This is a genomic window from Niallia tiangongensis, from assembly GCF_044704065.1.
GTDB lineage: Bacteria > Bacillota > Bacilli > Bacillales > Cytobacillaceae > Niallia > Niallia tiangongensis.
In genome coordinates, this window is sequence record NZ_CP162613.1 from 954,557 (window position 1) to 980,195 (window position 25,639).

At 39.1% G+C, this 25,639-nt stretch carries 21 protein-coding genes and 2 rRNA genes; 17 read left to right on the plus strand and 6 right to left on the minus strand.

Going from position 1 to position 25,639, the window contains the following annotated elements; genetic code table 11:
* Nucleotides 1-39 precede the first annotated feature (39 nt).
* Entirely contained in the window at nucleotides 40-2,769 is a 2,730-nt protein-coding gene (locus AB3U99_RS04650) for a lipocalin-like domain-containing protein (protein ID WP_400245873.1), read from the plus strand.
* A 326-nt stretch (nucleotides 2,770-3,095) separates the two neighbouring features.
* Complete coding sequence (locus tag AB3U99_RS04655) at nucleotides 3,096-3,278, plus strand: hypothetical protein (RefSeq protein ID WP_400245874.1); 183 nt, start codon at nucleotides 3,096-3,098, stop codon at nucleotides 3,276-3,278.
* A 290-nt stretch (nucleotides 3,279-3,568) separates the two neighbouring features.
* Here the strand turns inward: AB3U99_RS04655 and AB3U99_RS04660 are convergent, their stop codons facing one another.
* The gene (locus AB3U99_RS04660) at nucleotides 3,569-3,685 is read right to left on the minus strand and encodes a YfhE family protein (protein ID WP_400245876.1); all 117 of its coding nucleotides are present in this window, start codon (nucleotides 3,683-3,685) and stop codon (nucleotides 3,569-3,571) included.
* A 233-nt stretch (nucleotides 3,686-3,918) separates the two neighbouring features.
* Between AB3U99_RS04660 and recX the strand changes: the two genes are divergently transcribed.
* Together recX and AB3U99_RS04670 are read left to right on the plus strand one after the other, a co-directional pair.
* Nucleotides 3,919-4,728, plus strand: a complete 810-nt coding sequence (gene recX / locus AB3U99_RS04665; protein WP_400245878.1) for a recombination regulator RecX — start codon at nucleotides 3,919-3,921, stop codon at nucleotides 4,726-4,728.
* 70 nt (nucleotides 4,729-4,798) lie between these two features.
* Nucleotides 4,799-5,119 (plus strand): YfhH family protein, encoded by a 321-nt coding sequence (locus AB3U99_RS04670; protein WP_400245880.1) that lies wholly within the window; start codon nucleotides 4,799-4,801, stop codon nucleotides 5,117-5,119.
* Nucleotides 5,120-5,188: 69 nt separating this feature from the next.
* Here the strand turns inward: AB3U99_RS04670 and AB3U99_RS04675 are convergent, their stop codons facing one another.
* Complete coding sequence (locus AB3U99_RS04675) at nucleotides 5,189-5,335, minus strand: small, acid-soluble spore protein K (protein WP_400245882.1); 147 nt, start codon at nucleotides 5,333-5,335, stop codon at nucleotides 5,189-5,191.
* Between the two features lie 126 nt (nucleotides 5,336-5,461).
* Here AB3U99_RS04675 and AB3U99_RS04680 point away from each other — a divergent pair, with 126 nt between their 5' ends.
* Nucleotides 5,462-5,731 carry a YfhJ family protein gene (locus AB3U99_RS04680; RefSeq protein ID WP_016202763.1) on the plus strand — a complete coding sequence of 90 codons (270 nt, stop codon included), beginning with the start codon at nucleotides 5,462-5,464 and terminating at the stop codon, nucleotides 5,729-5,731.
* Between the two features lie 576 nt (nucleotides 5,732-6,307).
* Here the strand turns inward: AB3U99_RS04680 and AB3U99_RS04685 are convergent.
* Nucleotides 6,308-7,288: a metal-dependent hydrolase gene (locus AB3U99_RS04685; protein ID WP_400245884.1), complete on the minus strand. Its 981-nt coding sequence runs from the start codon at nucleotides 7,286-7,288 to the stop codon at nucleotides 6,308-6,310.
* A gap of 414 nt (nucleotides 7,289-7,702) precedes the next feature.
* On the opposite strand from AB3U99_RS04685, the gene mutY reads away from it, so the two are divergent.
* The gene (gene mutY, locus AB3U99_RS04690; protein WP_400245886.1) at nucleotides 7,703-8,812 is read left to right on the plus strand and encodes an A/G-specific adenine glycosylase; all 1,110 of its coding nucleotides are present in this window, start codon (nucleotides 7,703-7,705) and stop codon (nucleotides 8,810-8,812) included.
* Between the two features lie 26 nt (nucleotides 8,813-8,838).
* On the opposite strand, the gene AB3U99_RS04695 is transcribed toward mutY, so the two are convergent.
* Entirely contained in the window at nucleotides 8,839-9,063 is a 225-nt protein-coding gene (locus AB3U99_RS04695; RefSeq protein WP_400245888.1) for a hypothetical protein, read from the minus strand.
* 118 nt (nucleotides 9,064-9,181) lie between these two features.
* On the opposite strand from AB3U99_RS04695, the gene fabL reads away from it, so the two are divergent.
* The 5 genes from fabL (at nucleotide 9,182) to AB3U99_RS04720 (ending at nucleotide 13,729) form a co-directional block, all read left to right on the plus strand.
* Nucleotides 9,182-9,925 carry an enoyl-[acyl-carrier-protein] reductase FabL gene (gene fabL, locus AB3U99_RS04700; RefSeq protein ID WP_400245890.1) on the plus strand — a complete coding sequence of 248 codons (744 nt, stop codon included), beginning with the start codon at nucleotides 9,182-9,184 and terminating at the stop codon, nucleotides 9,923-9,925.
* Between the two features lie 140 nt (nucleotides 9,926-10,065).
* Nucleotides 10,066-10,251, plus strand: coding sequence for a gamma-type small acid-soluble spore protein (locus AB3U99_RS04705; protein WP_400245892.1), 186 nt, complete (start codon nucleotides 10,066-10,068; stop codon nucleotides 10,249-10,251).
* 261 nt (nucleotides 10,252-10,512) lie between these two features.
* Complete coding sequence (locus AB3U99_RS04710) at nucleotides 10,513-10,776, plus strand: YgaB family protein (RefSeq protein WP_400245894.1); 264 nt, start codon at nucleotides 10,513-10,515, stop codon at nucleotides 10,774-10,776.
* A 186-nt stretch (nucleotides 10,777-10,962) separates the two neighbouring features.
* Nucleotides 10,963-11,493 carry a DUF402 domain-containing protein gene (locus tag AB3U99_RS04715; protein WP_400245896.1) on the plus strand — a complete coding sequence of 177 codons (531 nt, stop codon included), beginning with the start codon at nucleotides 10,963-10,965 and terminating at the stop codon, nucleotides 11,491-11,493.
* 487 nt (nucleotides 11,494-11,980) lie between these two features.
* Nucleotides 11,981-13,729: an ABC transporter ATP-binding protein gene (locus AB3U99_RS04720; RefSeq protein ID WP_400245898.1), complete on the plus strand. Its 1,749-nt coding sequence runs from the start codon at nucleotides 11,981-11,983 to the stop codon at nucleotides 13,727-13,729.
* Nucleotides 13,730-13,942: 213 nt separating this feature from the next.
* On the opposite strand, the gene AB3U99_RS04725 is transcribed toward AB3U99_RS04720, so the two are convergent.
* On the minus strand, nucleotides 13,943-15,028 hold the full coding sequence (locus tag AB3U99_RS04725) for an aromatic acid exporter family protein (protein ID WP_400245900.1): 1,086 nt from the start codon (nucleotides 15,026-15,028) through the stop codon (nucleotides 13,943-13,945).
* Between the two features lie 755 nt (nucleotides 15,029-15,783).
* Nucleotides 15,784-17,088: a glutamate-1-semialdehyde 2,1-aminomutase gene (locus AB3U99_RS04730; protein ID WP_400245902.1), complete on the minus strand. Its 1,305-nt coding sequence runs from the start codon at nucleotides 17,086-17,088 to the stop codon at nucleotides 15,784-15,786.
* 217 nt (nucleotides 17,089-17,305) lie between these two features.
* On the opposite strand from AB3U99_RS04730, the gene AB3U99_RS04735 reads away from it, so the two are divergent.
* The 6 genes from AB3U99_RS04735 to AB3U99_RS04760 all read left to right on the plus strand — a co-directional run bounded on the left by AB3U99_RS04735 (nucleotide 17,306) and on the right by AB3U99_RS04760 (nucleotide 25,369).
* A complete protein-coding gene (locus tag AB3U99_RS04735; RefSeq protein WP_400245904.1) occupies nucleotides 17,306-17,710 on the plus strand; it encodes an ion channel in 405 nt (134 codons plus the stop codon).
* A gap of 71 nt (nucleotides 17,711-17,781) precedes the next feature.
* A complete protein-coding gene (gene bcp / locus AB3U99_RS04740) occupies nucleotides 17,782-18,252 on the plus strand; it encodes a thioredoxin-dependent thiol peroxidase (RefSeq protein WP_400245906.1) in 471 nt (156 codons plus the stop codon).
* Nucleotides 18,253-18,633: 381 nt separating this feature from the next.
* Entirely contained in the window at nucleotides 18,634-19,086 is a 453-nt protein-coding gene (perR, locus tag AB3U99_RS04745) for a peroxide-responsive transcriptional repressor PerR (RefSeq protein WP_341195107.1), read from the plus strand.
* Between the two features lie 281 nt (nucleotides 19,087-19,367).
* Entirely contained in the window at nucleotides 19,368-20,240 is an 873-nt protein-coding gene (locus tag AB3U99_RS04750; protein ID WP_400245908.1) for a nucleotidyltransferase-like protein, read from the plus strand.
* A 287-nt stretch (nucleotides 20,241-20,527) separates the two neighbouring features.
* Nucleotides 20,528-22,075, plus strand: a 16S ribosomal RNA gene (locus AB3U99_RS04755).
* A 355-nt stretch (nucleotides 22,076-22,430) separates the two neighbouring features.
* A 23S ribosomal RNA gene (locus AB3U99_RS04760) occupies nucleotides 22,431-25,369 on the plus strand.
* Together the 16S and 23S rRNA genes form the textbook arrangement of a ribosomal RNA operon.
* Nucleotides 25,370-25,639: the final 270 nt, after the last annotated feature.

Genomic DNA, 25,639 nt, shown 5'->3' on the forward strand with positions numbered 1-25,639 from the left:
CGTTTACAAAAAAGTGTGATAAAAGGGGAGAATGAAACGATGAAGAGCATTATCAAAAAATGGTTGGTTGTTTCGTTAATCGTAATTGTAATATTTCCATGGACTTATGTAAAGGAGAAGCAAGTAAAGGCGGAAGGTTTTCAAGCTGATTCGATTGAATTTCAACATGTTTCCGTTCATGATCCGTCCATAATTAAAGCGAAAAATGGCTCTTATTATGTTTTTGGGTCACATATTGCAGCAGCCAAATCAACCGACTTAATGAATTGGACTTCTTTAGTAACAAGCGAATATCAAACGCCAGAGAATAATCCTATCTATGGTAACTTGACTGAGAATCTTGCGGAGTCTTTTAAATGGGCTGGGGAACATGACGCAGATAGCTCTGGTGGATACTCCGTATGGGCGCCTGATGTTTTATGGAATAAAGATTATGTTTGGGAAGATGGATTAAAGGGAGCTTATATGTTGTACTATAGTGTCTCTTCAACCTATATTCGATCAGCGATAGGCATTGCAGTATCGAAGAATATAGAGGGACCGTATGACTATAGGGATACCGTTATTTATTCTGGTTTTACCAATTATGAAACGACTGATAACAAGAGTGTTATTAATAAACATTGGGAAAATACGAATATCGCAGATTTGATTGCAGACGGTACTTTGGATAATGCAAATCCAGATTGGTTTACAAGTGAAGGAAATTATAATAACGCACTTTATACGAATGCGATTGATGCAAATGTTCTCTATGATGAGAATGGGGATTTATGGATGACATATGGTTCATGGTCAGGTGGAACGTTTATTTTGCCATTAGATAAGAAAACGGGTGAACCCATTTACCCTGGGGCGGATGGGAAAACCTCGGATGGCAGAATGATTGATCGATATTTCGGTACGAAGATTGCTGGAGGATACGGGAGATCGGGTGAAGGAACATATGCTGTTTACGATAAGGAAACAGGGTATTACTATCTCTATATTACGTATGGTGGATTAGCTTCTGACGGTGGTTATCAAATGAGACAGTTTAGATCAAAAAATATTGATGGTCCGTATGAAGACGCCGCTGGCAATGCTGCTGTTTTTCCAGAGAGCTTTAATTTAGGTACAGGAAATTTTCCGAGCAATTATGATCATAAAGAGATTGGAAATAAAATGATGGGGAATTTCTTGTTTAAAAGAGATCTTGGGGAAGATGGCGTAGGAATAGGAACAGGCTATATGTCACCAGGCCATAATTCTTATTTGATAGATGAAGAACTTGGCAAAGAGTTTATTGTGACTCATACTCGATTCCCTCAACAAGGAGAGCTTCATCAAGTGCGTGTCCATCAAACCTTTAAAAACAAGGAGCAATGGCCAGTACCGACTCCATATCAATATGCCGGTGAAACAATAGAGGCTGTTTCAGAGGAAGATATTATTGGTGATTATAAGTACATCAATCACGGCAAAGAGATTACAGGTAATTTAACAGAATCGCAATGGATTAAATTAAATGCAGACAAGACTGTTTCTGGTGCTGTAACTGGGACATGGAAGCTATACGATAATTACAGAGTGGAAGTAGAGATAGAAGGACAAATATTTGATGGTGTTTTTATTCGTCAATATGATCCTACATCTGCAAAATGGGTGATGACCTTTAGTGCCATGTCTGGTGATGGTGTTGTAATTTGGGGGAGTCATGTTGATAGTAAATCAGATCAAGAAGTTGTATCTAGTGTGAAAGTGGAACTAAGTAATGCGATTCCAACAGAGGCGATTAAGGATATCTCCTTGCCAACTCAAGCAACGCAAGGTACGACAATTAAGTGGGAATCTTCACAGCCAGAAGTAATTTCGAATGATGGAATGGTAAAAAGACCACCATTTGGTTCTGATGATGCTAAAGTAGAATTGACAGCTACTATTACTTTAGGGGATGCGATAGAAACATTATCTTTAACGGTTCAAGTATTAGCAGAAGAGGAAGGGAGATTAACTGCCTATTATGACTTTAATGAGGGGTTAGCAGATCGTTCTGGTAATCAAGCAGATGCAACTGTAACAGGCGATCGCATTCATAATACAGGCGGTAAAATTACGTTTGAAGAGGGTATTGTAGGGAATGCTGCTAAATTCAACGGGGAATCAGGGCTGAAATTGGCAGATGGTCTAATTGCAAGTAATAAGTATTCCATATCACTTTGGATGAAACCAGAAGAAATCACAGAATTTACAACAACTTTCTTTGGTACCAGAACTGAGAATAATTGGATTAGTCTTGTGCCGAATGCACATAATGTGACAAAAGTATGGTCCCATAACGGTGATCAATGGTATGACGCAGTATCTGACTCTATTATTCAAAAAAATGAATGGACACATTTCGGATTTACGGTAAATGAGGGAGAAGCAAAGGTCTACATTAATGGAGAGGAAAAATTTTCTGATGGGAATTTTCCAGATGTCTTTACAACCGTTAATGCCCAATTTAGTTTAGGTGTAAACTATTGGGACATTCCATTTAAAGGTCTAATGGATGAAGTGCGTGTATATGATGGACTTGTCCTTTCAGCAAACGAAATGCAATCGCTTTTTGAAAATCCAGTAGCAGAAGAGCCAGGAACAGAAAATCCAGGGACAGACAACAAGGGAGAAGCGTTACCAGATACTGCAACAAACGAATCTAATTGGATAATAGTAGGATTATTCTTGTTAGTAGTTGGTGGAAGTGTATTCTTATTTTTACGAAAAAGAGCAATGAAAGTGGAATAAATCATGATAGGAACCTCTTAATTTCTCCCGAGATTAAGAGGTTTTTCTTATTGAGAATGGAGAATGTATTTATAAGTTACTCTTTCCGTCATTAAGAAATTTTAATAATGAAGGATTTGTATCCACTTTCATGAGTTGTTCTTTATAAAAAACAAAAATATATTGACATTAAGAACGAATGGACTTATATTTAAGATATAAAAAGGGGAATTTTTTATCAAAGAGTTCTTTATAAAGAACGGATGATGATAGAAAAATAAAGAGTATATCTAAGCTTTTTCTTTTATTGTTTCGTTCGTTATTAAGAATTAATAAGGGGGATAATGATGAAATCTGTTTTGCTAAAAATAAAGATCAGAAATAGTAAACGGCTAGCGAATAAATATTCGCAAAAATCGAATAGAGCAAAAGGAGGCTTAGAAAGGAATCATTATTTTCAAAAATACATTTTTTACTATAATAAAGCTCAATTATTAGAAGAAGGTAGAAACAAAAAAGAAATCATTTAAAGGGAATTGTTTGTTATATGCTATTATATCAATTTTTCATATATAATTATTAAAATGGATCTTAGCCATGAGAGTGGAAAGGTCCATTTTGCTGTATCTTCAGAAAATAAACCTAACGTTAGTTGTGGGAAAACACCTAGGTTATCAACTTATTTACTCACAGGATAAATGCTTTATAGAAAGTACTCCACAGGTTTATCCACATTATCCACAAAAAATGTAAGGGGTTACACAAGGGGAAGGAGAGAATGATTAAAAGGATTCTCTCCTTAAAATAGTATTTATTCGGATTATTTCGTATCTTTTCTACTCGCAGCCCGATCTGCCATTTTAAATTCATGTTGATAGGTTACTGCCTGCATACTAGATAGTGTATGCTTTGGTTTTTGTTTTTTCTTTCTATCCATTTATATCATTCCTTTCCAATTCCAAGTATCTTTTTTATTCTTTCCTAGTTGAGTAAAATAGATTCACTAATGGTTAGGGATTTAATTTGCAGAAGAAGGCAAAAGTACTGCTATTCCTCTTTTTCTATGCTACATTTTAAGGAGAAGAGTTGAATTAATGACAATAAAAGCTCTATTTTCCTTGTACAAGCTGAGTGGGAAAGCCTCAAAATAGATAATGATGTGGTGATAAGATGATTATTAGTAAAATTACAAGGCAAAAGGAATTAAACGACCGATACAATATTTTTACGATAAAGCAAGGGAAAGAAGTTTATGCATTTAGTGTAGATGAGGCAGTATTAGTGAAGTACCAGTTGCAGAAAGGGATGGAACTAGACTCGCTCTTATTAAATGAAATCCAATATACGGATGAAATAAGAAAAGGCTACCATATGGCAGTTAGGTATTTGGCTAAAGTGAAAAGGACGGAAATGGAAGTAAGAAAACATCTGCTTGCTAAAATGGAAAACGAGTCATTCGTATCAGAAGTAATGATGAAATTAAAGGATATGAAATTTATCGATGATGAGGATTATGCTTTTTCCTATGTGCGCACCCAACGGAATACAACAATAAAGGGACCAGAATCGATTAAAAGAGAGCTGAAAGAAAAAGGCGTTCAGATGGAATTAATCGAACGTGCCATGGAAGAGTTTGCATATGAAGATCAGCTTCAGTCTGCGCAAAAAGTAATGGTGAAATTTTTAACGGGGAAGAAAAAGGATTCTAAGAAAATTTTATTACAGAAGCTGGAGCAGACGCTTGTTCGAAAAGGCTATACAACTGCTATTATTCAGGAAGTAAAAAGGATGCCAGAGATTCTTGAAATGGATAGTGATGAATTAGAAAACATTCGGATTCATGGTGAGAAGGCAAGAAGGAAATTCGCAAAATTTACAGGCTATGAATTCACGCAAAAAATGAAACAATTTTTATACCGCAAAGGATTCTCGATGGACCTTATCGAACAGTATTTAGATGAAATCGAAAATGAAATGTAAATGAAAAATCTAAATTTTTGCCGAATCAGGTGAATTTTATTACACTAGTTTGTAGTGGAGGGAATAAAAAATGCTGACAAAAAGATATAGCATGATGACAGAACATGAGCTCCGTATGGAAATATCCACTTTAAATGATCAAGCAAAAAAGGCGGAACAGCTTGGAATGATTAATGAGTATGCTGTCTTAGAAAGAAAAGCAGTTCTCGCAAAATCCTATTTATTAAATCCAAAAGATTTTAAACCGAATGAAGTGTATGAAATAGAAGGAGATCCTGGAGTTCTTTTTCAAATCGATTATATGAATGGTGTATTTGCCTGGGGAAAACGAAAAATAGAAGGAAGCCAAGAAGAAGGTATTCCGATTGCGTTATTGAAAAAGAAGGATTGAGGAAAAGGAGTGGAGGGACCGAGTTTGGTCTCTCCCTCTTTCCTACAGTAATAAAAAACTACTTCCTTATTATTTCGGTCTGCGATGAGAGGAAGCATGCATTCTCTCTTGAGGATGTGTATTGATTGTACCATTTGCTCTTTTCGAAGCGAATTCCGCTTTAGCTCTCGGTTCCCCTTCAAGCTTCATATCATTTGTATTATCTACATTTCCCATCGTTATACCTCCAAGTATTAACAAAGTAAACGGTAATAAACTTATATTTGTTTATTACTACGGATAGTATTTGTTATCTATCTGCAATCTATAAGTAAAAACAGAAAAAGAAAGAAGGAATCAACGATGCATGAAGCACAGAAAAAGTTAGTTGAACGGCTACTGGAGCTTAATTCTTTTATTTCGGTAGGGCAAGCGCAAACATGGGTTGAATTATTATGGGAAGATTTCGAAGCAACCTATGCAAAAGCTGGTCGGAAATATCAAGGGGAAGAAGTGACCGAGAAAGTTGTCAGTCAGTGGATTGAAAACTATGGAGGAAAGCTGCATGAATTTGTCGCGGAAAATCCAAAATATAAAGAATTCCTTACAGATGATAAAAAGAAATTACATTAAAAATCCATATAAACAGTGAGGCTGGGACATAAGTATTCCTGCCATAGATAAACCCGAACAACTATAAAATCCTATATGGTTGTTTGGGTTTATATTAGTTTTATAAACGGTTCAGTTAGTGTTAATATCCGCAGCCTGAATACACTTCGCTTTCCATGGGGCGAGCGCCGAGCCTCCTCGTCACTACGTTCCTGCGGGGTCTCGGACTTTCTCGCAGCTCCCATAGGAGTCTACGTGTATTCAGGCTGCTCCATTTTTCTCACTAATTTATTTTTTCTTAGAAAAATAATAAGTTTTTAGGAAATAGCCTTTAAAAACGAAGGGTAATAGAGCGGAAAACACTCGACTCCTGCGAGAAATAGAGCAAAACCTAAGACACCCATAGGCAATAACCTTGGAGGATTAGGTTGTTCCCCTGCGCATTGTGTGTCTGTAGCGCAATGGAACGTATAAGTTTTTACAATTGACTATATTTAAAATCATAAATATTCGGTAAGAGTAGCCTTAATTTTAGAACTAAATTAGAGATTGTTCGTCTTTACAGATTAACTATTTAGTTTTGTCCCAGTCTCTGTGTTAATTCGTTAGTATATCGAGTTTCTTTTTAAGTTTATCTTCACTAAAGATCCAGCCTGTGTACGAGGTAATAATATTTAAGTTTAAATCGAGATGAACGACAGCGACAAACGGATAATGTCCATTACTGCGATAACGCAAATCAATGAAGCGGACCTGGTATTGATCATCAAGCTCCAAGACCTCCCAGCGAAAAACAGGAGAAAAGGATAAGAATGCAGATAGGTTCTTATCTTTTTGTGCTGCTGCAAGAACTGGAGTATTAGGAATTGGAATGCGATGAAATTTATCGTAAATTTCAATTTCATGCTGATGCGATCGACCCACGTAGAAGGAGTCATTGGTCATAACAGCAATACGCCAGTGATTATATCTCATAGTAGGTGATAAAATGATTTCAGTTGCATTAGGAATCATCTTTTTCACATTTGTTTTTACCTGCCGCTGTGTGAAAATTCGCAGCAGATAATAACCGATTAGAACGATGAAAAGCGTTAAAAAGGTATATCCTGGATTGAAGCCAAATGCCCAAAATAAAATAGCAACAATATGCATGGAAAAAATGATTGGATCGAATGTATTGATAATTCCCAACGCAACCCATTTATTTGTAAAAGGGCGCAAAGCCTGTGTACCGTAAGCGTTAAAAATATCAACAAAAACATGCAGAAAAACTGCTAAAAAGGACCAAAGCCATAAATGCAATACATTGGCTTCTGAGAAAAACGGATAAATGACCGCGGTAATAAGCAATGGCCATAAAATTACTGCTGGTATAGAGTGGGTGACTCCACGATGATTACGTATATAAACGGCATTGTTTCTTAATTTTAAAACCGTATCGATATCTGGTATTTGAGAGCCGACTATTGTGGCAATCAAAACACTTGTAGCTGTTACTGGACTTGAAGCAACAACCGGGTCTAACGTGGCTAACCCACCAAGTGCAATCCCCATGACGATATGTGTTCCTGTATCCAAAATACCAAACCTCCCTGATTTTTCTCCATTTATTTGGATGAAAACACCATAATTACAATTAAAATATGCTTTTCTTTTTTCTTAACAAAAGATACACTACAAACAGTTAAAGAAATGCATAGGACAAAAAATGCGGATAATGTTATTAAATAATAAAAATCGATGATATACATCGGACAATCGCGTAATTTTTATAAAAAAGTTCTCTTATTTAAAATGAGACAAATTTACTTATTTATACTTACTTTAGTTATCATCAAATCTATTGGCGAGGATATCGCTTGTTAGTGAGATTTGTAATACTTTCATTCTATCCCATTTCATCCTATGATGCATGTCATGTCCAATAGAATAAAAAAGAAATCTATACATTGTTATTCCCAAAAAAAATTAATAATTAACATATGGAGGTTTATGGTGACAGAAAGGCAAGAAATAATAAAGAACCAAGTGAATGTAGAGCAATTTAGAGAAGATTTATTAAAATGGTTTACCGAGGAACAAAGAGATCTTCCATGGAGAAAGGATAAGGATCCTTATAAAGTATGGGTGTCTGAAATAATGCTTCAGCAGACAAAGGTTGATACGGTTATTCCCTATTTTAACCGATTTATTTCTCAGTTTCCAACAATCGAAGCATTGTCAGTTGCGGAAGAAGAGAAGGTATTAAAGGCTTGGGAAGGTTTAGGCTATTACTCAAGAGCACGAAACCTTCATGCCGCTGTAAAGGAAGTCCATGAAAAGTATGAGGGCAAAGTGCCAGATTCGCCGAAAGAAATTTCTGGCTTAAAGGGAGTAGGCCCGTATACGGCGGGAGCGATTTTAAGTATTGCCTATGGTGTTCCAGAGCCTGCTGTTGATGGAAATGTTATGAGGGTTCTATCTAGAATTCTTTCGATTTGGGAAGATATCGCCAAGCCGAAAACGAGAAAAACATTTGAAGAAGCCGTGCGCGTCCTGATTTCACATGAGAATCCATCCTATTTTAATCAAGCCTTAATGGAGCTAGGTGCCTTAATTTGTACACCTACTTCACCGTCTTGTTTGCTTTGTCCTGTTAGAGAGCATTGTCATGCATTTGATGAAGGGACAGTAACGGAACTGCCGGTTAAGACGAAAAGCAAGAAGCAAAAGTCAATCCAGCTTGCTGCTGTCGTTTTGACAGATGAAGATGGAAGAACATTGATTCATAAGCGACCTAGCACAGGATTGCTTGCAAATCTATGGGAATTTCCTAATATGGAAATCGTTCAAGTGTTAAAAAGTGAAAAAGCACAGCTAGAGGAAAAGCTTTTAGAAGACTATCAGGCAACAGTAGAAGTTGGCGAAATGATTACTAGAATTGAACACGTCTTTTCCCACTTGATTTGGAACATCAACGTATATAGTGGAAAATTGATTGATTTGAAAGAGGAAAAGGAAGATTTACGAAAAGTGAATTCCGAAGAGATAGAACCTTTCCCATTCCCAGTTTCTCATCAGAAAATGCTGAAGTTTTTACCGGAGCAAGTGAATAAGGGGTGACCGTAGTTGGTCCCCCCTACTCTATTTTACTCGTAGCTCACTTCTGTTCCATGCGTATAATCTGCTTCGTTTCTTTTTAAACCGCCTCTGTTTTCAATCTCCCCTATTATTTCGCGGTGAATACTTGCTCCTTCGCTATTTAAATAGGGAGTCATTTGCTGCAAGGAATGATGGAAGTAGGCAAGCTCGTTATCCTTCCAATCAGCTTTAGCGATCATTGCTAATTCAGTCATATCTCTACCAATATACATTATCCAATACCTTCCTTTACTTAAAGCATATCTATATTTATTGTGCGAATGTTGATTGCGAACTATGCATTAATAGAGGTAAAATGAAAAGTAAATGGATGGGAAAGGAATTAAAAGAATGACAAACAAAGTCGCATTAATTACAGGAAGCAGTAGAGGAATAGGAAAAGCAACAGCGATTTCATTAGCAAAAGAAGGCTATGATATTGTGATTAACTATGCAAGAAGCAGAAAGGCTGCCCAAGAAACAGCCGATGAAATAACGGCATTAGGAAGAAAAGTTCTTTTAGTAAAAGCGAATGTTGGGGATGTAGAAAAAATTAAAGCAATGTTTGCAGAAGTGAAAGAAGAATTCGGGCGTTTGGATGTTTTCGTTAATAATGCAGCATCTGGTGTGTTACGACCAATTATGGAATTAGAAGAGTCCCATTGGAATTGGACAATGAATATTAACAGTAAAGCGTTATTATTCTGTGCACAGGAAGCAGCTAAGTTAATGGATAAAGGCGGCAAGATTGTCAGCATCAGTTCATTAGGAGCAATTCGCTATTTAGAAAACTATACGACTGTTGGGGTAAGTAAAGCTGCAGTAGAAGCTTTAACTAGATATTTAGCAGTAGAATTAGCTCCAAAAAATATTGTGGTTAATGCTGTTTCTGGTGGAGCTGTTGATACAGAAGCATTAACACATTTCCCAAATAGAGAAGAATTGCTTCAAGCGGCAGCTGATAAAACGCCAGCGGGAAGAATGGTGGAAATGGAAGACCTAGTGAACACAGTTATGTTTTTAGTAAGCGATGACGCTAGTATGATAAGAGGACAGACTATTATTGTGGATGGCGGTATTTCGTTATTAGTATAAGAAAAAAAGGGGATTTTCCTAATGAGGAAGATTCTCTTTTTTTCTTTTTGAAGAAAAAATAATGGGTTTTATTGGTAATGAAAAAATTTGGATAGAACCGAAATGTCTGGGACAAATTAATAGGCGTGGAGGTGATATTCATGGCTAAAAAATCTGGTGTAACTCAAACTGGAACTAACATTCAAGAAGTAAAACAACAAAACGCTCAATCTGCTGGCCAACAAGGTCAATTTGGTACTGAATTTGCTAGCGAAACAAGCGCTGCAGAAGTAAAAAAATATAACCAACAAGCAGAAGCTAAAAAATCTCAAAACTCAAGCAAATAATGCAAACAAAGGGCACTTCACTTACGGGAGAGTGCCCTTTGCTTTTTATGGAAAATAGCTATTATTTAATTTTTTTAATACAAGGTGGCTTACAATAAAAATAGTTCGACAAAACTTCTTCTTTGTCTACAGAAGTAGTCAAAGGAATAATCATACATACGAAGAAATAATAAAAGAAAGATTTAAGAGAAAAGGCAGCTTCTTAAAAAAGATTAAATAAGCAGTACCGAACCAAAAATAAAGAGTAGGATGTGTTTTTTCATGGATGTATTTAACGGTTTAGTTGGAGAACAGATGCGAATAATGGAAAAACTACTATATTTACAAGGAGAATTAGAACGGTGCGAAGAAATTGAAGCACAATTACAGATGCTGCAAAAAGAGACCGAATTAAAAGAAGTGCAAATAGAAATTATCAAAATGAAAGAAGAGCTCAAACAAATACAACAAATTTTTGAAATGCAAACAGAAAAAGTCATTCGAGTCTATCAAGAAAATGAGCTAAAACTATCATCGAGTTCATAAAAAATAGGGAATATTTGAAACCATTGTGTAATTTCAATGGTTCTTTTGTTTTAAATTTACCGGAGAACCGTTATAATAAGAAAAAAGAGGAATCGTACTTTGTTGCCTTAAATGAAATAATGAATCGCTTTTAGTATGTAACAGGTTACAAAGCGTCCGTAAATAGAAAGTAGGGGAGAAATAAAAATGGGCGTACCTATCGAGGGTGAACCAATACAAATTCATAGTTATAAGCATAATGGGCACATCCATCGAATCTGGGACGAAACAACGATACTTAAAGGGACGCAGAACTTAATAATAGGTGGTAATGATCGTACAATTGTTACAGAATCAGATGGAAGAACGTGGGTAACACGTGAACCGGCAATCTGTTATTTTCATTCACAACAATGGTTTAATGTCATTGGCATGCTTAGAGAAGATGGCATTCATTATTATTGCAACCTAAGCTCACCATTTATATACGATGGAGAGGCACTTAAATATATTGATTATGATTTGGACATCAAAATTTTCCCGGATATGACATTCAATCTATTAGATGAGGATGAATACGAACGTCACCGCGAAGAAATGAAATATCCAGATGTCATCGATCATATTTTAAAGTCGCAAGTAAATCAATTAGTACAATGGATAAGACAAAGAAAAGGTCCCTTTGCACCAGATTTTGTTGATTTGTGGTATGAAAGATACTTAACGTACAGAAGTTAATATGGATGACTGAAAAAGCATGTTGAAATTCAGCAGGCTTTTTTCTTATGCATACGCTTAGAATAGTGATAAAATGGTTCATTGTTATCAAAGAGTTAGTTATCGAGGAGTTTGTGTGAATTATTATCAGTGGCTGAATTGTGGTTGCGAGAGGATAGAAGGTAACAGAGAAGGTTGCTCAGTGCCCGTTTTGGCTTAAAAAGCGAGAGGGAGGTAACAGAGAGAGCTTCTCAGTGCCTGAATCGACTCGAAAAGGGAGAGGAAGGTAACAGAGAAGGCATCTCAGTGCCCGATTCATCTCCCAAAAAGAGCAAATGGTAATAGAAGCCAACGTTTCAATGCTCCACCCACATTCAAAAGACAAAAAAGGAAATAAAAAGGAATGCTAATTTTCTTCAAACAAAGTAAACAAAGCCAAACACAAAACAAGTTTTCCAACCACCAAAAAAGGAAATAGAACAAATGCAACATAGAGAGGGGAGTATATGTGGACAGTATTAAAAGATATATGGCTTTTGTAAAGCCCTATCGGTGGCAAATCATTGGCACCATTATCATCGGCATTGTCAAATTTGCCATCCCGCTATTAATACCATTGCTATTAAAGTACGTAATCGATGACATAATCAATAATCCAGACTTAGCACAGGCAACTAAAATGAGCAATTTATGGACAATCATGATCATCATGACGATTATTTTTATCGTAGTAAGACCGCCAATCGAGTATTATCGTCAATATTTCGCACAATGGACTTCTAATAAAATTCTATATGATATTAGAGACCAGCTATTTATGCATCTCCAAAAATTAAGTTTAAAATATTATTCCAATACCCGTGCAGGGGAAGTTATTTCCCGTGTAATAAACGATGTCGAACAAACGAAAAACTTTATTTTAACAGGCTTAATGAATTTATGGTTAGATGCTGTAACGATTTTGATTACGATAGGCATTATGTTCACTATGAATATTAAGTTAACCTTCGTTTCCATCATCTTATTGCCTTTCTATGCCTTTTCAGTGAGCTATTTTTTTGGAAATCTACGGACGCTGACAAGAGAAAGGTCACAGGCGTTAGCTGGAGTACAAAGCTTTTTGCATGAAAGAGTACAAGGAATTTCCGTTATTAAAAGCTTTGCTACAGAGGATCATGAACAAAAGCATTTTCAAAAGTATAATAAAGCCTTCTTAGAAAAAGCGGTCAATCATACGAAATGGAATGCTAAAGCATTTGCAGTTGTTAATACGATTACCGATATTTCTCCTTTATTTGTGATTGCCTATTCCGGCTATCAAGTATTAAATGGCGATCTATCTTTAGGAGCAATGATTGCATTTTTTGCCTATATTGAAAGATTATATAATCCATTAAGAAGATTAGTGAATTCCTCGACAACGTTAACGCAATCAATCGCCTCAATGGATCGCGTATTTGATTTGATTGATGAAAAATATGATATTCAAGATAAGCCTAATGCTATTCCTTGTGCAAATGTCAAAGGCGACATTGCTTTTGAAGCGGTTGATTTTGCCTATGATACAAAGGATCCAAACGTATTAGACAATGTTTCCTTACATATTAAGCAAGGGGAGACAATCGCATTTGTTGGAATGAGCGGGGGCGGAAAATCTTCGTTAATTAGTCTTATTCCAAGATTCTATGATGTGACAGGTGGAAGAATTCTATTAGATGGAAGAGATATAAGAGATTTACAGGCCCGTTCCTTAAGGGATCAAATTGGGATGGTTCTTCAAGAAAATATTCTCTTTAGTGAATCGATTAGAGAAAATATTATGATTGGGAGACCAAATGCGACGGAAGAGGAAGTGATTGCCGCCGCAAAAGCTGCAAATGCCCATGACTTTATTATGCAGCTGCCAGAAGGCTACGAAACGAAAGTAGGAGAAAGAGGCGTGAAATTAAGTGGGGGGCAGAAACAAAGAGTAGCGATTGCTCGCGTATTCTTGAAAAATCCACCTATCTTAATTTTGGATGAGGCAACCTCTGCTTTAGACTTAGAAAGTGAACAATCGATTCAAGAATCCCTTGAAGAGCTAGCAAAAGACAGAACGACCTTAATAGTTGCCCATCGTTTATCCACGATTACTCATGCAGATCGGATTATTTTAATCGAACACGGAAAAATCATGGAAGATGGCACACATGATGAGCTGATGAAATTACAAGGTCATTATCATGATCTATTTCAAATACAGCAATTGGGGAATTAGGTGTGAAAAAAAGAGATCCAGAAAATTGTTTCTGGATCTCTTTTACAATTAAGAAGGTTTTCTGAAGTCTAATTGGTGTCTAGCTCTGGGGACCCTGGAGTTGATGGGCTTCACGCCCGTTCCCGCTATATGTCATCTAACGTTCACCGTGTTTCCTTTATCCAAAGAACATGCCCTTCCAGTTTGTACGGCGGTGAGCAAACGCTTTTCTAATTACTCCTCAATCGTTACCTCTGCTTCGTGGTTATGATGAACCTGAATAGATGTAATCAACGTATCAAGATGCTCCACATTCTCGTCATATTCGATAATAGCAGAAACGATTTGCATCATATGATATTGCTTTAATTCTTCTTCATTTTCATGAACGATTGACTCTGTCTCTTTATAGTAATGCATTAATTCTTGGAATAGCATGTTTCGGTCAAGGGAAATGCTGCCTTCTTCAAAAACAACATTTGGCTTTACTTTTCCAATAAATTTAAGCATAACATGTTCGTGATGGTGAATAAGACAATCGAGCTGCTGCTGAATGATATTTTGAAAATCTTCAGGTAAACTTAATAACTCATTTTCATAACGATGAATCTTTTTCAATGTTTGAAAAGATTTCTTTAATGTTACAATCATTTGCCGATAAATCACTAATTTTCTCGTTTTTAATAAGGTTGTTTTTTTGAAGTAATTCCGTTCTTCTTTGTATAGAATATATAACTGGTCTATTTTCATTAACCGGTCGGACATTTTATCAATATCATTCTTTAAAAGACTGTGCTCAGATGCATGTCTAATGTTCATGCGAATCCATTTTGTTATTTCCTCACTCATATCGGAAATTTGATTGTACAATTTATTTTCATACTTAGGTGGTAGAAAAATCAGATTGACGATCGATGCAGACAGAATTCCAAGCATTACGGTTGAGAAACGAATAACCGCAAATGTGATGAAATCATCTGTAGGTGACTCCATAATGGCAATTAACGTTACTACTGATAAAGTAATCGTCTTTTCTAAGTTTAATTTTAAGTTAATGGTAATAACAATGATTGCTGCAAGTCCAATAATAAAGACGTTGTTTCCAAAGCTTAATACAAAGATGACGGCAATGATGGCACCAATGATATTCCCTTGTACTTGTTCAATAATAGATAAATAAGACCGATAAACGGTTGGTTGTATGGCAAAAATGGCAGAAATTCCTGCGAAAACAGGAGTTGGTGCATGTAATAGTTGCGCTAGAAATAAAGCTAAAACGATGGCGATTCCTGTTTTCAGAACGCGCGCTCCTAATGTCATATATTGGTGTTCCTTTCATTTGATCTTAATAACATATTTTCTTATACCCCTTACTTTTTGCGAAAAACACGAAAAGTAAACACAATATTGTACTATACAGTGATTAGATGCTAACTTCAATAGACGAATGCCTGATTTTTTCTTTTTTCGATGGATTTTAAAAAAATGGACATATTGTTGTTAAAATTGAAATGGGTTTAAACTATGTTCGAGGTGTGAAACGTTCTAATGGGGTGCTGATTTCCGCTGCAGGGGCACGACTCGTCGGGGCGGGCGGTGAGCCTACTCGGCGTTCCGCCTGTAGGGTCTCACCTGTCCCGCTAATGAGACCACTGAAAAACTACTACTTAACGATTATTGAAGGTGGAAGACTGTTAAAATTAGAGGTTTGCGTTTGTTTTCCGAGGCGTCCGCTCGCTTTTCATGGGGCGAGCGCCGAGCCGCTTCGTCGCTTTGCTCCTGCAGGGTCTCGGACTTTCTCACAGCTCCCATAGGAGTCGAGCGGTCGCCTCTCCAAACTAACATATTATTCGCTTTCAAACACCTAAATCCTAATTGGATTTGGATAACTATACTTTTTCAGTGCCCTCCTCGCTAATCCCACAGGAGTCTCACCCCTTCCGCTTCAATCATCTGTGGTAGGATTTTAGAGAGCTTCTAATCTTTTTAATTAAAGAGAGGAAGATATAGTAGATCACTTTTGTGAAAATAAAAAAAGGTCCAGAATTCCTCTGAACCTTTTCTCATTCTACTGTTTAAAACGTATACTCTTCTTTTAATGTAGCGAATGCTTGATCTACTGCGTGTAGAGTAGCTTCGATGTCTTCTTCTGTGTGTGCGATGGTGATGAACCATGCTTCGTATTTGGATGGTGCTAGCATAATTCCTTGTTCTACTAATAGTTTGAAGAAGCGGCCGAACATTTCGCTATCTGTGCTTTCTGCTTGTTTGTAGTTGAATACTTTTTCGGTTGTAAAGAAGACAGTAAGTGCTCCTTTTAGGCGGTTAATTGTAATTGGAACATTGTATTGGGCTGCTGCTTCTAAAATACCTTTTTCCAATAATGCGCCTAATTTATCTAGATAATCGTATACGCCTTCTTGCTTTAATACTTCTAGACAAGCGATTCCTGCTTGGATGGATGCTGGGTTTCCGGCGTGTGTACCTGCTTGGTATGCTGGTCCAACTGGTGCCACTTGATCCATAATTTCTTTTTTACCACCGTAAGCGCCAATTGGTAGACCGCCGCCAATTACTTTTCCTAAGGCAGTTAAGTCAGGGTAAACGCCTAATAAATCCTGTGCTCCCCCGTAAGTAAAGCGGAAAGCAGTGATTACTTCATCATAAATAACAAGTGCGCCTGCTTCGTGTGTTAGGTCATTGATTCCTTGTAAAAATCCTTCAATTGGTTCTACGATACCGAAGTTACCAACGATTGGCTCAACAAGAACAGCTGCTACTTGATCTCCCCATTTATCCAGTGCATCTTTATAGGCGTCTAAATCATTGAAAGGAACGGTAATGACATCAGCTGCAATTACTGCGGGAACACCGGCAGAATCTGGCGTGCCAAGTGTAGAAGGACCAGAACCTGCTGCGACGAGCATTGGATCAGAGTGACCATGGTAGCAACCAGCAAATTTAATTACTTTGTTTCTGCCAGTATAAGCACGAGCAACACGAATCGTTGTCATCACAGCTTCTGTTCCGGAATTCATAAAACGGATTTTTTCCATAGAAGGGATTGCTTCCTGAAGCATTTTCGCAAATTTTACTTCATGGGGCGTTGGTGTACCGAATAATAGCCCCGTTTCGGCTGCGCGTGTTACCGCTTTTGTAATATGTGGATGTGCATGTCCTGTCACAATTGGACCGTATGCAGCTAAATAATCGATATATTGATTTCCGTCTACATCAAAGAAGTAAGCGCCTTGCCCTTTTTCCATCACTATCGGTGATCCGCCACCAACGGCTTTGTAAGAGCGAGAAGGACTGTTGACACCTCCGACAATAATCTCTAAAGCTTCTTCATGTAATCGTTCTGAATTGGTATGTAACATATAAACCTCCTATAAATCGTAACATTCTGTATAAAATACCTTCCCTCATTTTAGCACTTTTTGAAAGAAGATAAAGGGAAATAGCTTTTTAACAACAGGTAACTTTCATACGTTCTCAATAGGTGTAAGTGGATAAACGCATAATTACCTTAGACAAGCATAAATATTAATGATGGAGGATTCAGACCGTGCAGCTAGAATGTAAGGGGGTAAAGGAATGTTTTATGTCTTATTAGCTTTAATCCTTTTTTTTATTGCGATGAGCTTAAGAACATTGTTTGTTCCTTACCGCATAAAAGAAAAATGGGTATCCTTTGAAAATTTTATATATTTAATATTTGTCTATATCACTATTATGATAGGCTTTGGCTTAATCTATACGTTATTCCAGATGAATGGAATTCCTGTTTATAATGATGGACAATCGCCATCGTTAACCTATGATTTTTTTCATACATTACATACTAGTGTGTATTTTAGTGGTGTGACCTTATTCTCTGTAGGATTTGGTGATTTAATGCCAGTTGGAGTTGGAAGAATGGTTGTCCTTGTAGAGGCCTTGATTGGCTATACGATTCCAGCAGCCTTTGTCGCAAGGGCAGTACTAGATATGAATAATTAGTAATCTCCTTTTCTTGATTCATCTAAGCAAATTCGGTAGTCTAGGTATATGAAAAGAAAAGGCGGGATACTATGTCGATTCAATTGGGAGAAACAGTTCCAGATTTTGAACTAGAAGCAGATAATGGAGAAAAAATAAAACTATCTGATTTTCGAGGAAAGAATGTTGTCTTATACTTTTATCCAAAAGATATGACACCTGGATGTACAACAGAAGCTTGTGACTTTCGCGATAACCATGCGGATTTCGAAGGCCTAAATACAGTAGTACTAGGGGTTAGCCCAGATCCGATTTCAAGACACAAGAAGTTTATCGAAAAGCACGAGCTGCCATTTCCATTACTATCCGATGAAAATCATGAAGCTGCAGAAAGCTTTGATGTATGGAAATTAAAAAAGAATTTCGGAAAAGAGTATATGGGGATTGAAAGATCGACCTTCTTGATTGATAAAGAAGGCAAGCTTGTTAAAGAATGGCGTAAAGTGAAAGTGGCTGGCCATGTAGACGAAATAAAACAAGCATTAGAAAAAATCGAAGCCTAATTTTCAAGCTAGGGACTTTTGTCCACTCATTAAGAAACGATAAGCATATTGTATAGTGAGCATATACCTCCTCATATATATGTCGGTGACCAACGAAGCGTTCGTTGGTCTTTTTTTAGGAATAAAAAGAGAAATGGATAAAACTTCTGGTGAAAAATAGCGGGCTACATGCATATAATGAAAGTGTATTATCAATACCATTCCATCATTGACTATTATCTAATAGTCGGTATTGTTAAATAATCATTATTATTGTTGTTATAACGGTTTATTCGTCTATAAACGGCGTTATTACAGTAACTGTATTGACAAAACCCTCCTATTATTAGTACACTATTTATAAACATTATAAAATAAGAATATCTTTTAGAAATGGGGTGCATGTCCGTGGAACATAACGAGCATAATGAGTTACAAGAAGCTCTTGATAAGCTGAAGGAAACAGGAGTGCGCATTACCCCGCAGCGTCATGCGATACTTGAATATTTAATAAGCTCAATGTCACATCCGACTGCCGATGAAATTTATAAAGCACTTGAAGGTAAATTCCCAAATATGAGTGTAGCCACTGTTTATAATAATTTAAGAGTTTTTCGTGAAGTAAATTTAGTAAAGGAACTGACATACGGAGATTCTTCCAGTCGGTTTGATTTCATTACTTCTCACCATTATCATATTATCTGTAAAGAGTGTGGCAAAATAGTTGATTTCCATTATCCAGGACTGGATGAGGTCGAACAATTTGCCAGCCATGTTTCAGGATTTAAAATCAGCCACCACCGTTTGGAAATTTACGGTACTTGTCCTGATTGTGCTAAAAAAGAAGCGCACTAATGTAAGGAATAGAAGAGGTTGTCTTTTTAAGATTAGTTTTCGTATAAATGGATGCGAAGGTTAATCTTAAAAAGATACCTCTTTTTTCTGTTTTCCTTAAGAAGGTTCATTCATTATGCTGGGATAATAGATGGATGAAAACAGCGAAAAAAGTAATACTATTTTTTTATAAGTTGTAGTAAGATTTCATGTATGCCATGGAAATAGGGCAGGATTTTAATAGAAAATGTCGAAATAATACGAAACGAATAAAATTTATTCATGGAGATGGAGGAATAACGATGGAAGATATTCTTCGTCCTATATATCAAGAAAGAGCTAGCCAGACAAATACATTGGGCGTATTAATCATTGATAAAAAACAAAATGAAATGACCGTGACAGATACTTTTGATACGGTGATGCTTATTATTGTAAAAGAAGCAGAACAGCCTGTTTTTATAAAGCACTATACTTATGTGGAAAAGAAAGCAGCTTTGCATATTGTCACAGAACAACAATTAAGAAATTGGATTTTATTGGGGAATAATAAAAGAATATTTGAATGGTTATACAATGGAAGAGTTGTTTTTGATCGAAACGAATATATCTATCAACTTAAAAATGAGTTAAAAGAATTTCCCGTTAACGAAAGAAAACAAAAGATGGCGCTAGAATTCGCTAAGCTTATTAAACGATATATGGACGGGAAAGCTTTCTTTGAAAATAAGCATTATCTTGACGCTTATAATGATATTATTCATTCCCTACATCATTTAGCGCGTTTAGCTGTGATTGAAAATGGCTTCCATCCAGAGGTAACAGTTTGGAGCCAAGTAAAACAAATAGAGCCAGAAATCTATAAATTATATGTTGAGCTAGTAAATAGTGATGAGCCAATTGAAAAAAGGCTAGAGCTATTATTCTTAGCAAGTGAATTCTTGATTCATTCCAGAATGAGAACAAGTACAAGTTATATTTTTGATATACTAAAAGAGAAGGAAGCTTGGACATTTAATGAGCTATTAGAAAAAGAAGAATTACTTATTTATGCAGTTGATCTTGGTATGCTTATAGAATATTTGATTGATAAACATTTAATAGAAGTAGTCAATGTTTCAACGAAAAGTCCAGGCGTTTATCATCGATATTATCAGGTTTTAGAAAAAAACTAAAAAAAGTTTTGAAAAAGTATTGACCATTATGTTGGAATAATGTTATATTTATATCCGTCGCCGAAACAACACGAAATGTTGAAGTAAACGACGGAAAAGATTTTTAAAAAACTATTGACAGAGAATGTTGGTAGATGGTATATTAGAAAAGTCGCTTCTTGAGTGACTAACTAAATTGCTCTTTGAAAACTGAACAAACAAACGTCAACAATAATCGTTTTATAATGAACGTTATAGAACAAACAAGTAATAAAAGCTAGAGTTTAGCATTTGAGCTAATCAACTCTTTATTGGAGAGTTTGATCCTGGCTCAGGACGAACGCTGGCGGCGTGCCTAATACATGCAAGTCGAGCGGACTTTAAAAGCTTGCTTTTAAAGTTAGCGGCGGACGGGTGAGTAACACGTGGGCAACCTGCCTGTAAGACTGGGATAACTTCGGGAAACCGGAGCTAATACCGGATAATCCTTTTCTACTCATGTAGGAAAGCTGAAAGACGGTTTACGCTGTCACTTACAGATGGGCCCGCGGCGCATTAGCTAGTTGGTGAGGTAACGGCTCACCAAGGCAACGATGCGTAGCCGACCTGAGAGGGTGATCGGCCACACTGGGACTGAGACACGGCCCAGACTCCTACGGGAGGCAGCAGTAGGGAATCTTCCGCAATGGACGAAAGTCTGACGGAGCAACGCCGCGTGAGTGATGAAGGTTTTCGGATCGTAAAACTCTGTTGTTAGGGAAGAACAAGTACAAGAGTAACTGCTTGTACCTTGACGGTACCTAACCAGAAAGCCACGGCTAACTACGTGCCAGCAGCCGCGGTAATACGTAGGTGGCAAGCGTTGTCCGGAATTATTGGGCGTAAAGCGCGCGCAGGCGGTCCTTTAAGTCTGATGTGAAAGCCCACGGCTTAACCGTGGAGGGTCATTGGAAACTGGGGGACTTGAGTGCAGAAGAGAAGAGTGGAATTCCACGTGTAGCGGTGAAATGCGTAGAGATGTGGAGGAACACCAGTGGCGAAGGCGACTCTTTGGTCTGTAACTGACGCTGAGGCGCGAAAGCGTGGGGAGCAAACAGGATTAGATACCCTGGTAGTCCACGCCGTAAACGATGAGTGCTAAGTGTTAGAGGGTTTCCGCCCTTTAGTGCTGCAGCAAACGCATTAAGCACTCCGCCTGGGGAGTACGGCCGCAAGGCTGAAACTCAAAGGAATTGACGGGGGCCCGCACAAGCGGTGGAGCATGTGGTTTAATTCGAAGCAACGCGAAGAACCTTACCAGGTCTTGACATCCTCTGACACTCCTAGAGATAGGACGTTCCCCTTCGAGGGACAGAGTGACAGGTGGTGCATGGTTGTCGTCAGCTCGTGTCGTGAGATGTTGGGTTAAGTCCCGCAACGAGCGCAACCCTTGATCTTAGTTGCCAGCATTTAGTTGGGCACTCTAAGGTGACTGCCGGTGACAAACCGGAGGAAGGTGGGGATGACGTCAAATCATCATGCCCCTTATGACCTGGGCTACACACGTGCTACAATGGATGGTACAAAGGGCAGCAAAGCGGTGACGCCTAGCAAATCCCATAAAACCATTCTCAGTTCGGATTGTAGGCTGCAACTCGCCTACATGAAGCTGGAATCGCTAGTAATCGCGGATCAGCATGCCGCGGTGAATACGTTCCCGGGCCTTGTACACACCGCCCGTCACACCACGAGAGTTTGTAACACCCGAAGTCGGTGGGGTAACCGTAAGGAGCCAGCCGCCTAAGGTGGGATAGATGATTGGGGTGAAGTCGTAACAAGGTAGCCGTATCGGAAGGTGCGGCTGGATCACCTCCTTTCTAAGGAAAATGGAATTTATATTCCATCAAAGATTGTTGACGATTTGTTGTTCAGTTTTGAGGGAGCAATTCCTCAAAAAACAGGCTTATATTAAGCCGATTGTTCCTTGAAAACTAGATTATGAATAAACAAGATAGAAACCGAGTAATCGCCATCTTAGATTCTCTATTTTAGAGAATTACTTCTTTGAAAAGTAATCGTATCAAACGACTATTTATTCGAAGATTTGAGAGCAAAGAGAAGCAAGTAGGTCAAGGAAGCGACCGAGCGAGCACCGGAGCGTACGCTAGTACGTGAGGAGCAGAGTGAGGAAGTTGACGAAGAGATACGCCGCTTATCTTTGGTCGAAACTTAAGTTAAGTTAGAAAGGGCGCACGGTGGATGCCTTGGCACTAGGAGCCGATGAAGGACGGGATTAACACCGATATGCTTTGGGGAGCTGTAAGTAAGCTTTGATCCAGAGATTTCCGAATGGGGAAACCCTCTATCCGTAATGGGATAGAATCTTTACCTGAATACATAGGGTACTGAAGGCAGACCCGGGGAACTGAAACATCTAAGTACCCGGAGGAAGAGAAAGCAAACGCGATTCCCTGAGTAGCGGCGAGCGAAACGGGATTAGCCCAAACCAAGAGGCTTGCCTCTTGGGGTTGTAGGACACTCTATATGGAGTTACAAAGGAACGGGGTAGACGAATCGATCTGGAAAGGTCAGTCGTAGAAGGTAAAAACCCTGTAGTCGAAACTTCGTTCCCTCTTGAGTGTATCCTGAGTACGGCGGGACACGAGAAATCCCGTCGGAAGCAGGGAGGACCATCTCCCAAGGCTAAATACTCCCTAGTGACCGATAGTGAACCAGTACCGTGAGGGAAAGGTGAAAAGCACCCCGGAAGGGGAGTGAAATAGATCCTGAAACCGTGTGCCTACAAGTAGTTAGAGCCCATTTATGGGTGATAGCGTGCCTTTTGTAGAATGAACCGGCGAGTTACGATTACATGCGAGGTTAAGTTGATAAGACGGAGCCGCAGCGAAAGCGAGTCTGAATAGGGCGAAATAGTATGTGGTTGTAGACCCGAAACCAGGTGATCTACCCATGTCCAGGGTGAAGTCCAGGTAACACTGGATGGAGGCCCGAACCCACGCACGTTGAAAAGTGCGGGGATGAGGTGTGGGTAGCGGAGAAATTCCAATCGAACTTGGAGATAGCTGGTTCTCTCCGAAATAGCTTTAGGGCTAGCCTCAAGATTTAGAGTATTGGAGGTAGAGCACTGTTTGGACTAGGGGCCCCCATCGGGTTACCGAATTCAGACAAACTCCGAATGCCAAATACTTATTCTTGGGAGTCAGACTACGAGTGATAAGATCCGTGGTCAAGAGGGAAACAGCCCAGACCACCAGCTAAGGTCCCAAAGTATACGTTAAGTGGAAAAGGATGTGGAGTTGCTTAGACAACCAGGATGTTGGCTTAGAAGCAGCCACCATTTAAAGAGTGCGTAATAGCTCACTGGTCGAGTGACTCTGCGCCGAAAATGTACCGGGGCTAAACGTATCACCGAAGCTGTGGATTGACATCTATGATGTCAGTGGTAGGAGAGCGTTCTAAGTGCGTCGAAGCTAGACCGTAAGGACTGGTGGAGCGCTTAGAAGTGAGAATGCCGGTATGAGTAGCGAAAGATGAGTGAGAATCTCATCCACCGAATGCCTAAGGTTTCCTGAGGAAGGCTCGTCCGCTCAGGGTTAGTCGGGACCTAAGCCGAGGCTGAAAAGCGTAGGCGATGGACAACAGGTTGATATTCCTGTACCACCTTTAAATCGTTTGAGCAATGGGGGGACGCAGGAGGATAGGGTAAGCGTGCTGTTGGATTAGCACGTCCAAGCAGTTAGGCCGGTAATGAGGCAAATCCCATTACCACAAAAGCGGAGCTGTGACGGCGAGGGAAATATAGTACCGAAGTTCCTGATTCCACACTGCCAAGAAAAGCCTCTAGCGAGATTTATGGTGCCCGTACCGCAAACCGACACAGGTAGGCGAGGAGAGAATCCTAAGGTGAGCGAGAGAACTCTCGTTAAGGAACTCGGCAAAATGACCCCGTAACTTCGGGAGAAGGGGTGCTCTTTTGGGTGTTAAAGCCCGAGAGAGCCGCAGTGAATAGGCCCAGGCGACTGTTTAGCAAAAACACAGGTCTCTGCGAAGCCGCAAGGCGAAGTATAGGGGCTGACACCTGCCCGGTGCTGGAAGGTTAAGAGGAGGGGTTAGCACGTTAAGTGCGAAGCTCTGAATTGAAGCCCCAGTAAACGGCGGCCGTAACTATAACGGTCCTAAGGTAGCGAAATTCCTTGTCGGGTAAGTTCCGACCCGCACGAAAGGTGTAACGATCTGGGCACTGTCTCAACGAGAGACTCGGTGAAATTATAGTACCTGTGAAGATGCAGGTTACCCGCGACAGGACGGAAAGACCCCGTGGAGCTTTACTGCAGCCTGATATTGAATTTTGGTACAGCTTGTACAGGATAGGTAGGAGCCTTGGAAGCCGGAGCGCTAGCTTCGGTGGAGGCATTGGTGGGATACTACCCTGGCTGTATTGACATTCTAACCCGCACCCCTTATCGGGGTGGGAGACAGTGTCAGGTGGGCAGTTTGACTGGGGCGGTCGCCTCCTAAAAAGTAACGGAGGCGCCCAAAGGTTCCCTCAGAATGGTTGGAAATCATTCGTAGAGTGTAAAGGCACAAGGGAGCTTGACTGCGAGACCTACAAGTCGAGCAGGGACGAAAGTCGGGCTTAGTGATCCGGTGGTTCCGCATGGAAGGGCCATCGCTCAACGGATAAAAGCTACCCCGGGGATAACAGGCTTATCTCCCCCAAGAGTCCACATCGACGGGGAGGTTTGGCACCTCGATGTCGGCTCATCGCATCCTGGGGCTGTAGTCGGTCCCAAGGGTTGGGCTGTTCGCCCATTAAAGCGGTACGCGAGCTGGGTTCAGAACGTCGTGAGACAGTTCGGTCCCTATCCGTCGTGGGCGTAGGAAATTTGAGAGGAGCTGTCCTTAGTACGAGAGGACCGGGATGGACGCACCGCTGGTGTACCAGTTGTCTTGCCAAAGGCATCGCTGGGTAGCTATGTGCGGAAGGGATAAGTGCTGAAAGCATCTAAGCATGAAGCCCCCCTCAAGATGAGATTTCCCATAGCGTAAGCTAGTAAGATCCCTGAAAGATGATCAGGTTGATAGGTCAGAGGTGGAAGCGTGGCGACATGTGGAGCTGACTGATACTAATAGATCGAGGACTTAACTAAAACGAAAAGCGGAAACGCCTGTTTATCGGCGTACAAACTGGATGAGCATGTTCTTTCGATAAAGGAAACACGATGAGCGCAAGTGAATCGATGTTGACTTACGCAAAAGAGATGATCGGAAGTTTGATAGGCGATAGGCGTTGGAGCTGGACAATAATGATTACTCATTTCTTTCTTTTACTTCATAATCTAGTTTTCAGGGAATAATTTTTCGAAATTATACTTGAAAAAATCTCAAAAACATGTATAATAAAATATGTCTTGAGAAAA

Excerpts from the sequence above, each read along its gene's own strand:
- AB3U99_RS04695 (WP_400245888.1), bottom strand. The coding sequence starts at position 9,063 with ATGTATATTGGTAGAGATATGACTGAATTAGCAATGATCGCTAAAGCT.
- AB3U99_RS04730 (WP_400245902.1), bottom strand. The coding sequence starts at position 17,088 with ATGTTACATACCAATTCAGAACGATTACATGAAGAAGCTTTAGAGATT.
- AB3U99_RS04750 (WP_400245908.1), top strand. The coding sequence starts at position 19,368 with ATGGAAGATATTCTTCGTCCTATATATCAAGAAAGAGCTAGCCAGACA.
- recX (WP_400245878.1), top strand. The coding sequence starts at position 3,919 with ATGATTATTAGTAAAATTACAAGGCAAAAGGAATTAAACGACCGATAC.
- bcp (WP_400245906.1), top strand. The coding sequence starts at position 17,782 with ATGTCGATTCAATTGGGAGAAACAGTTCCAGATTTTGAACTAGAAGCA.
- AB3U99_RS04650 (WP_400245873.1), top strand. The coding sequence starts at position 40 with ATGAAGAGCATTATCAAAAAATGGTTGGTTGTTTCGTTAATCGTAATT.
- AB3U99_RS04715 (WP_400245896.1), top strand. The coding sequence starts at position 10,963 with ATGGGCGTACCTATCGAGGGTGAACCAATACAAATTCATAGTTATAAG.
- AB3U99_RS04705 (WP_400245892.1), top strand. The coding sequence starts at position 10,066 with ATGGCTAAAAAATCTGGTGTAACTCAAACTGGAACTAACATTCAAGAA.
- AB3U99_RS04680 (WP_016202763.1), top strand. The coding sequence starts at position 5,462 with ATGCATGAAGCACAGAAAAAGTTAGTTGAACGGCTACTGGAGCTTAAT.
- AB3U99_RS04655 (WP_400245874.1), top strand. The coding sequence starts at position 3,096 with ATGAAATCTGTTTTGCTAAAAATAAAGATCAGAAATAGTAAACGGCTA.
- AB3U99_RS04710 (WP_400245894.1), top strand. The coding sequence starts at position 10,513 with ATGGATGTATTTAACGGTTTAGTTGGAGAACAGATGCGAATAATGGAA.
- mutY (WP_400245886.1), top strand. The coding sequence starts at position 7,703 with ATGGTGACAGAAAGGCAAGAAATAATAAAGAACCAAGTGAATGTAGAG.
- AB3U99_RS04675 (WP_400245882.1), bottom strand. The coding sequence starts at position 5,335 with ATGGGAAATGTAGATAATACAAATGATATGAAGCTTGAAGGGGAACCG.
- AB3U99_RS04725 (WP_400245900.1), bottom strand. The coding sequence starts at position 15,028 with ATGACATTAGGAGCGCGCGTTCTGAAAACAGGAATCGCCATCGTTTTA.
- AB3U99_RS04670 (WP_400245880.1), top strand. The coding sequence starts at position 4,799 with ATGCTGACAAAAAGATATAGCATGATGACAGAACATGAGCTCCGTATG.
- AB3U99_RS04660 (WP_400245876.1), bottom strand. The coding sequence starts at position 3,685 with ATGGATAGAAAGAAAAAACAAAAACCAAAGCATACACTATCTAGTATG.
- perR (WP_341195107.1), top strand. The coding sequence starts at position 18,634 with ATGTCCGTGGAACATAACGAGCATAATGAGTTACAAGAAGCTCTTGAT.
- fabL (WP_400245890.1), top strand. The coding sequence starts at position 9,182 with ATGACAAACAAAGTCGCATTAATTACAGGAAGCAGTAGAGGAATAGGA.
- AB3U99_RS04735 (WP_400245904.1), top strand. The coding sequence starts at position 17,306 with ATGTTTTATGTCTTATTAGCTTTAATCCTTTTTTTTATTGCGATGAGC.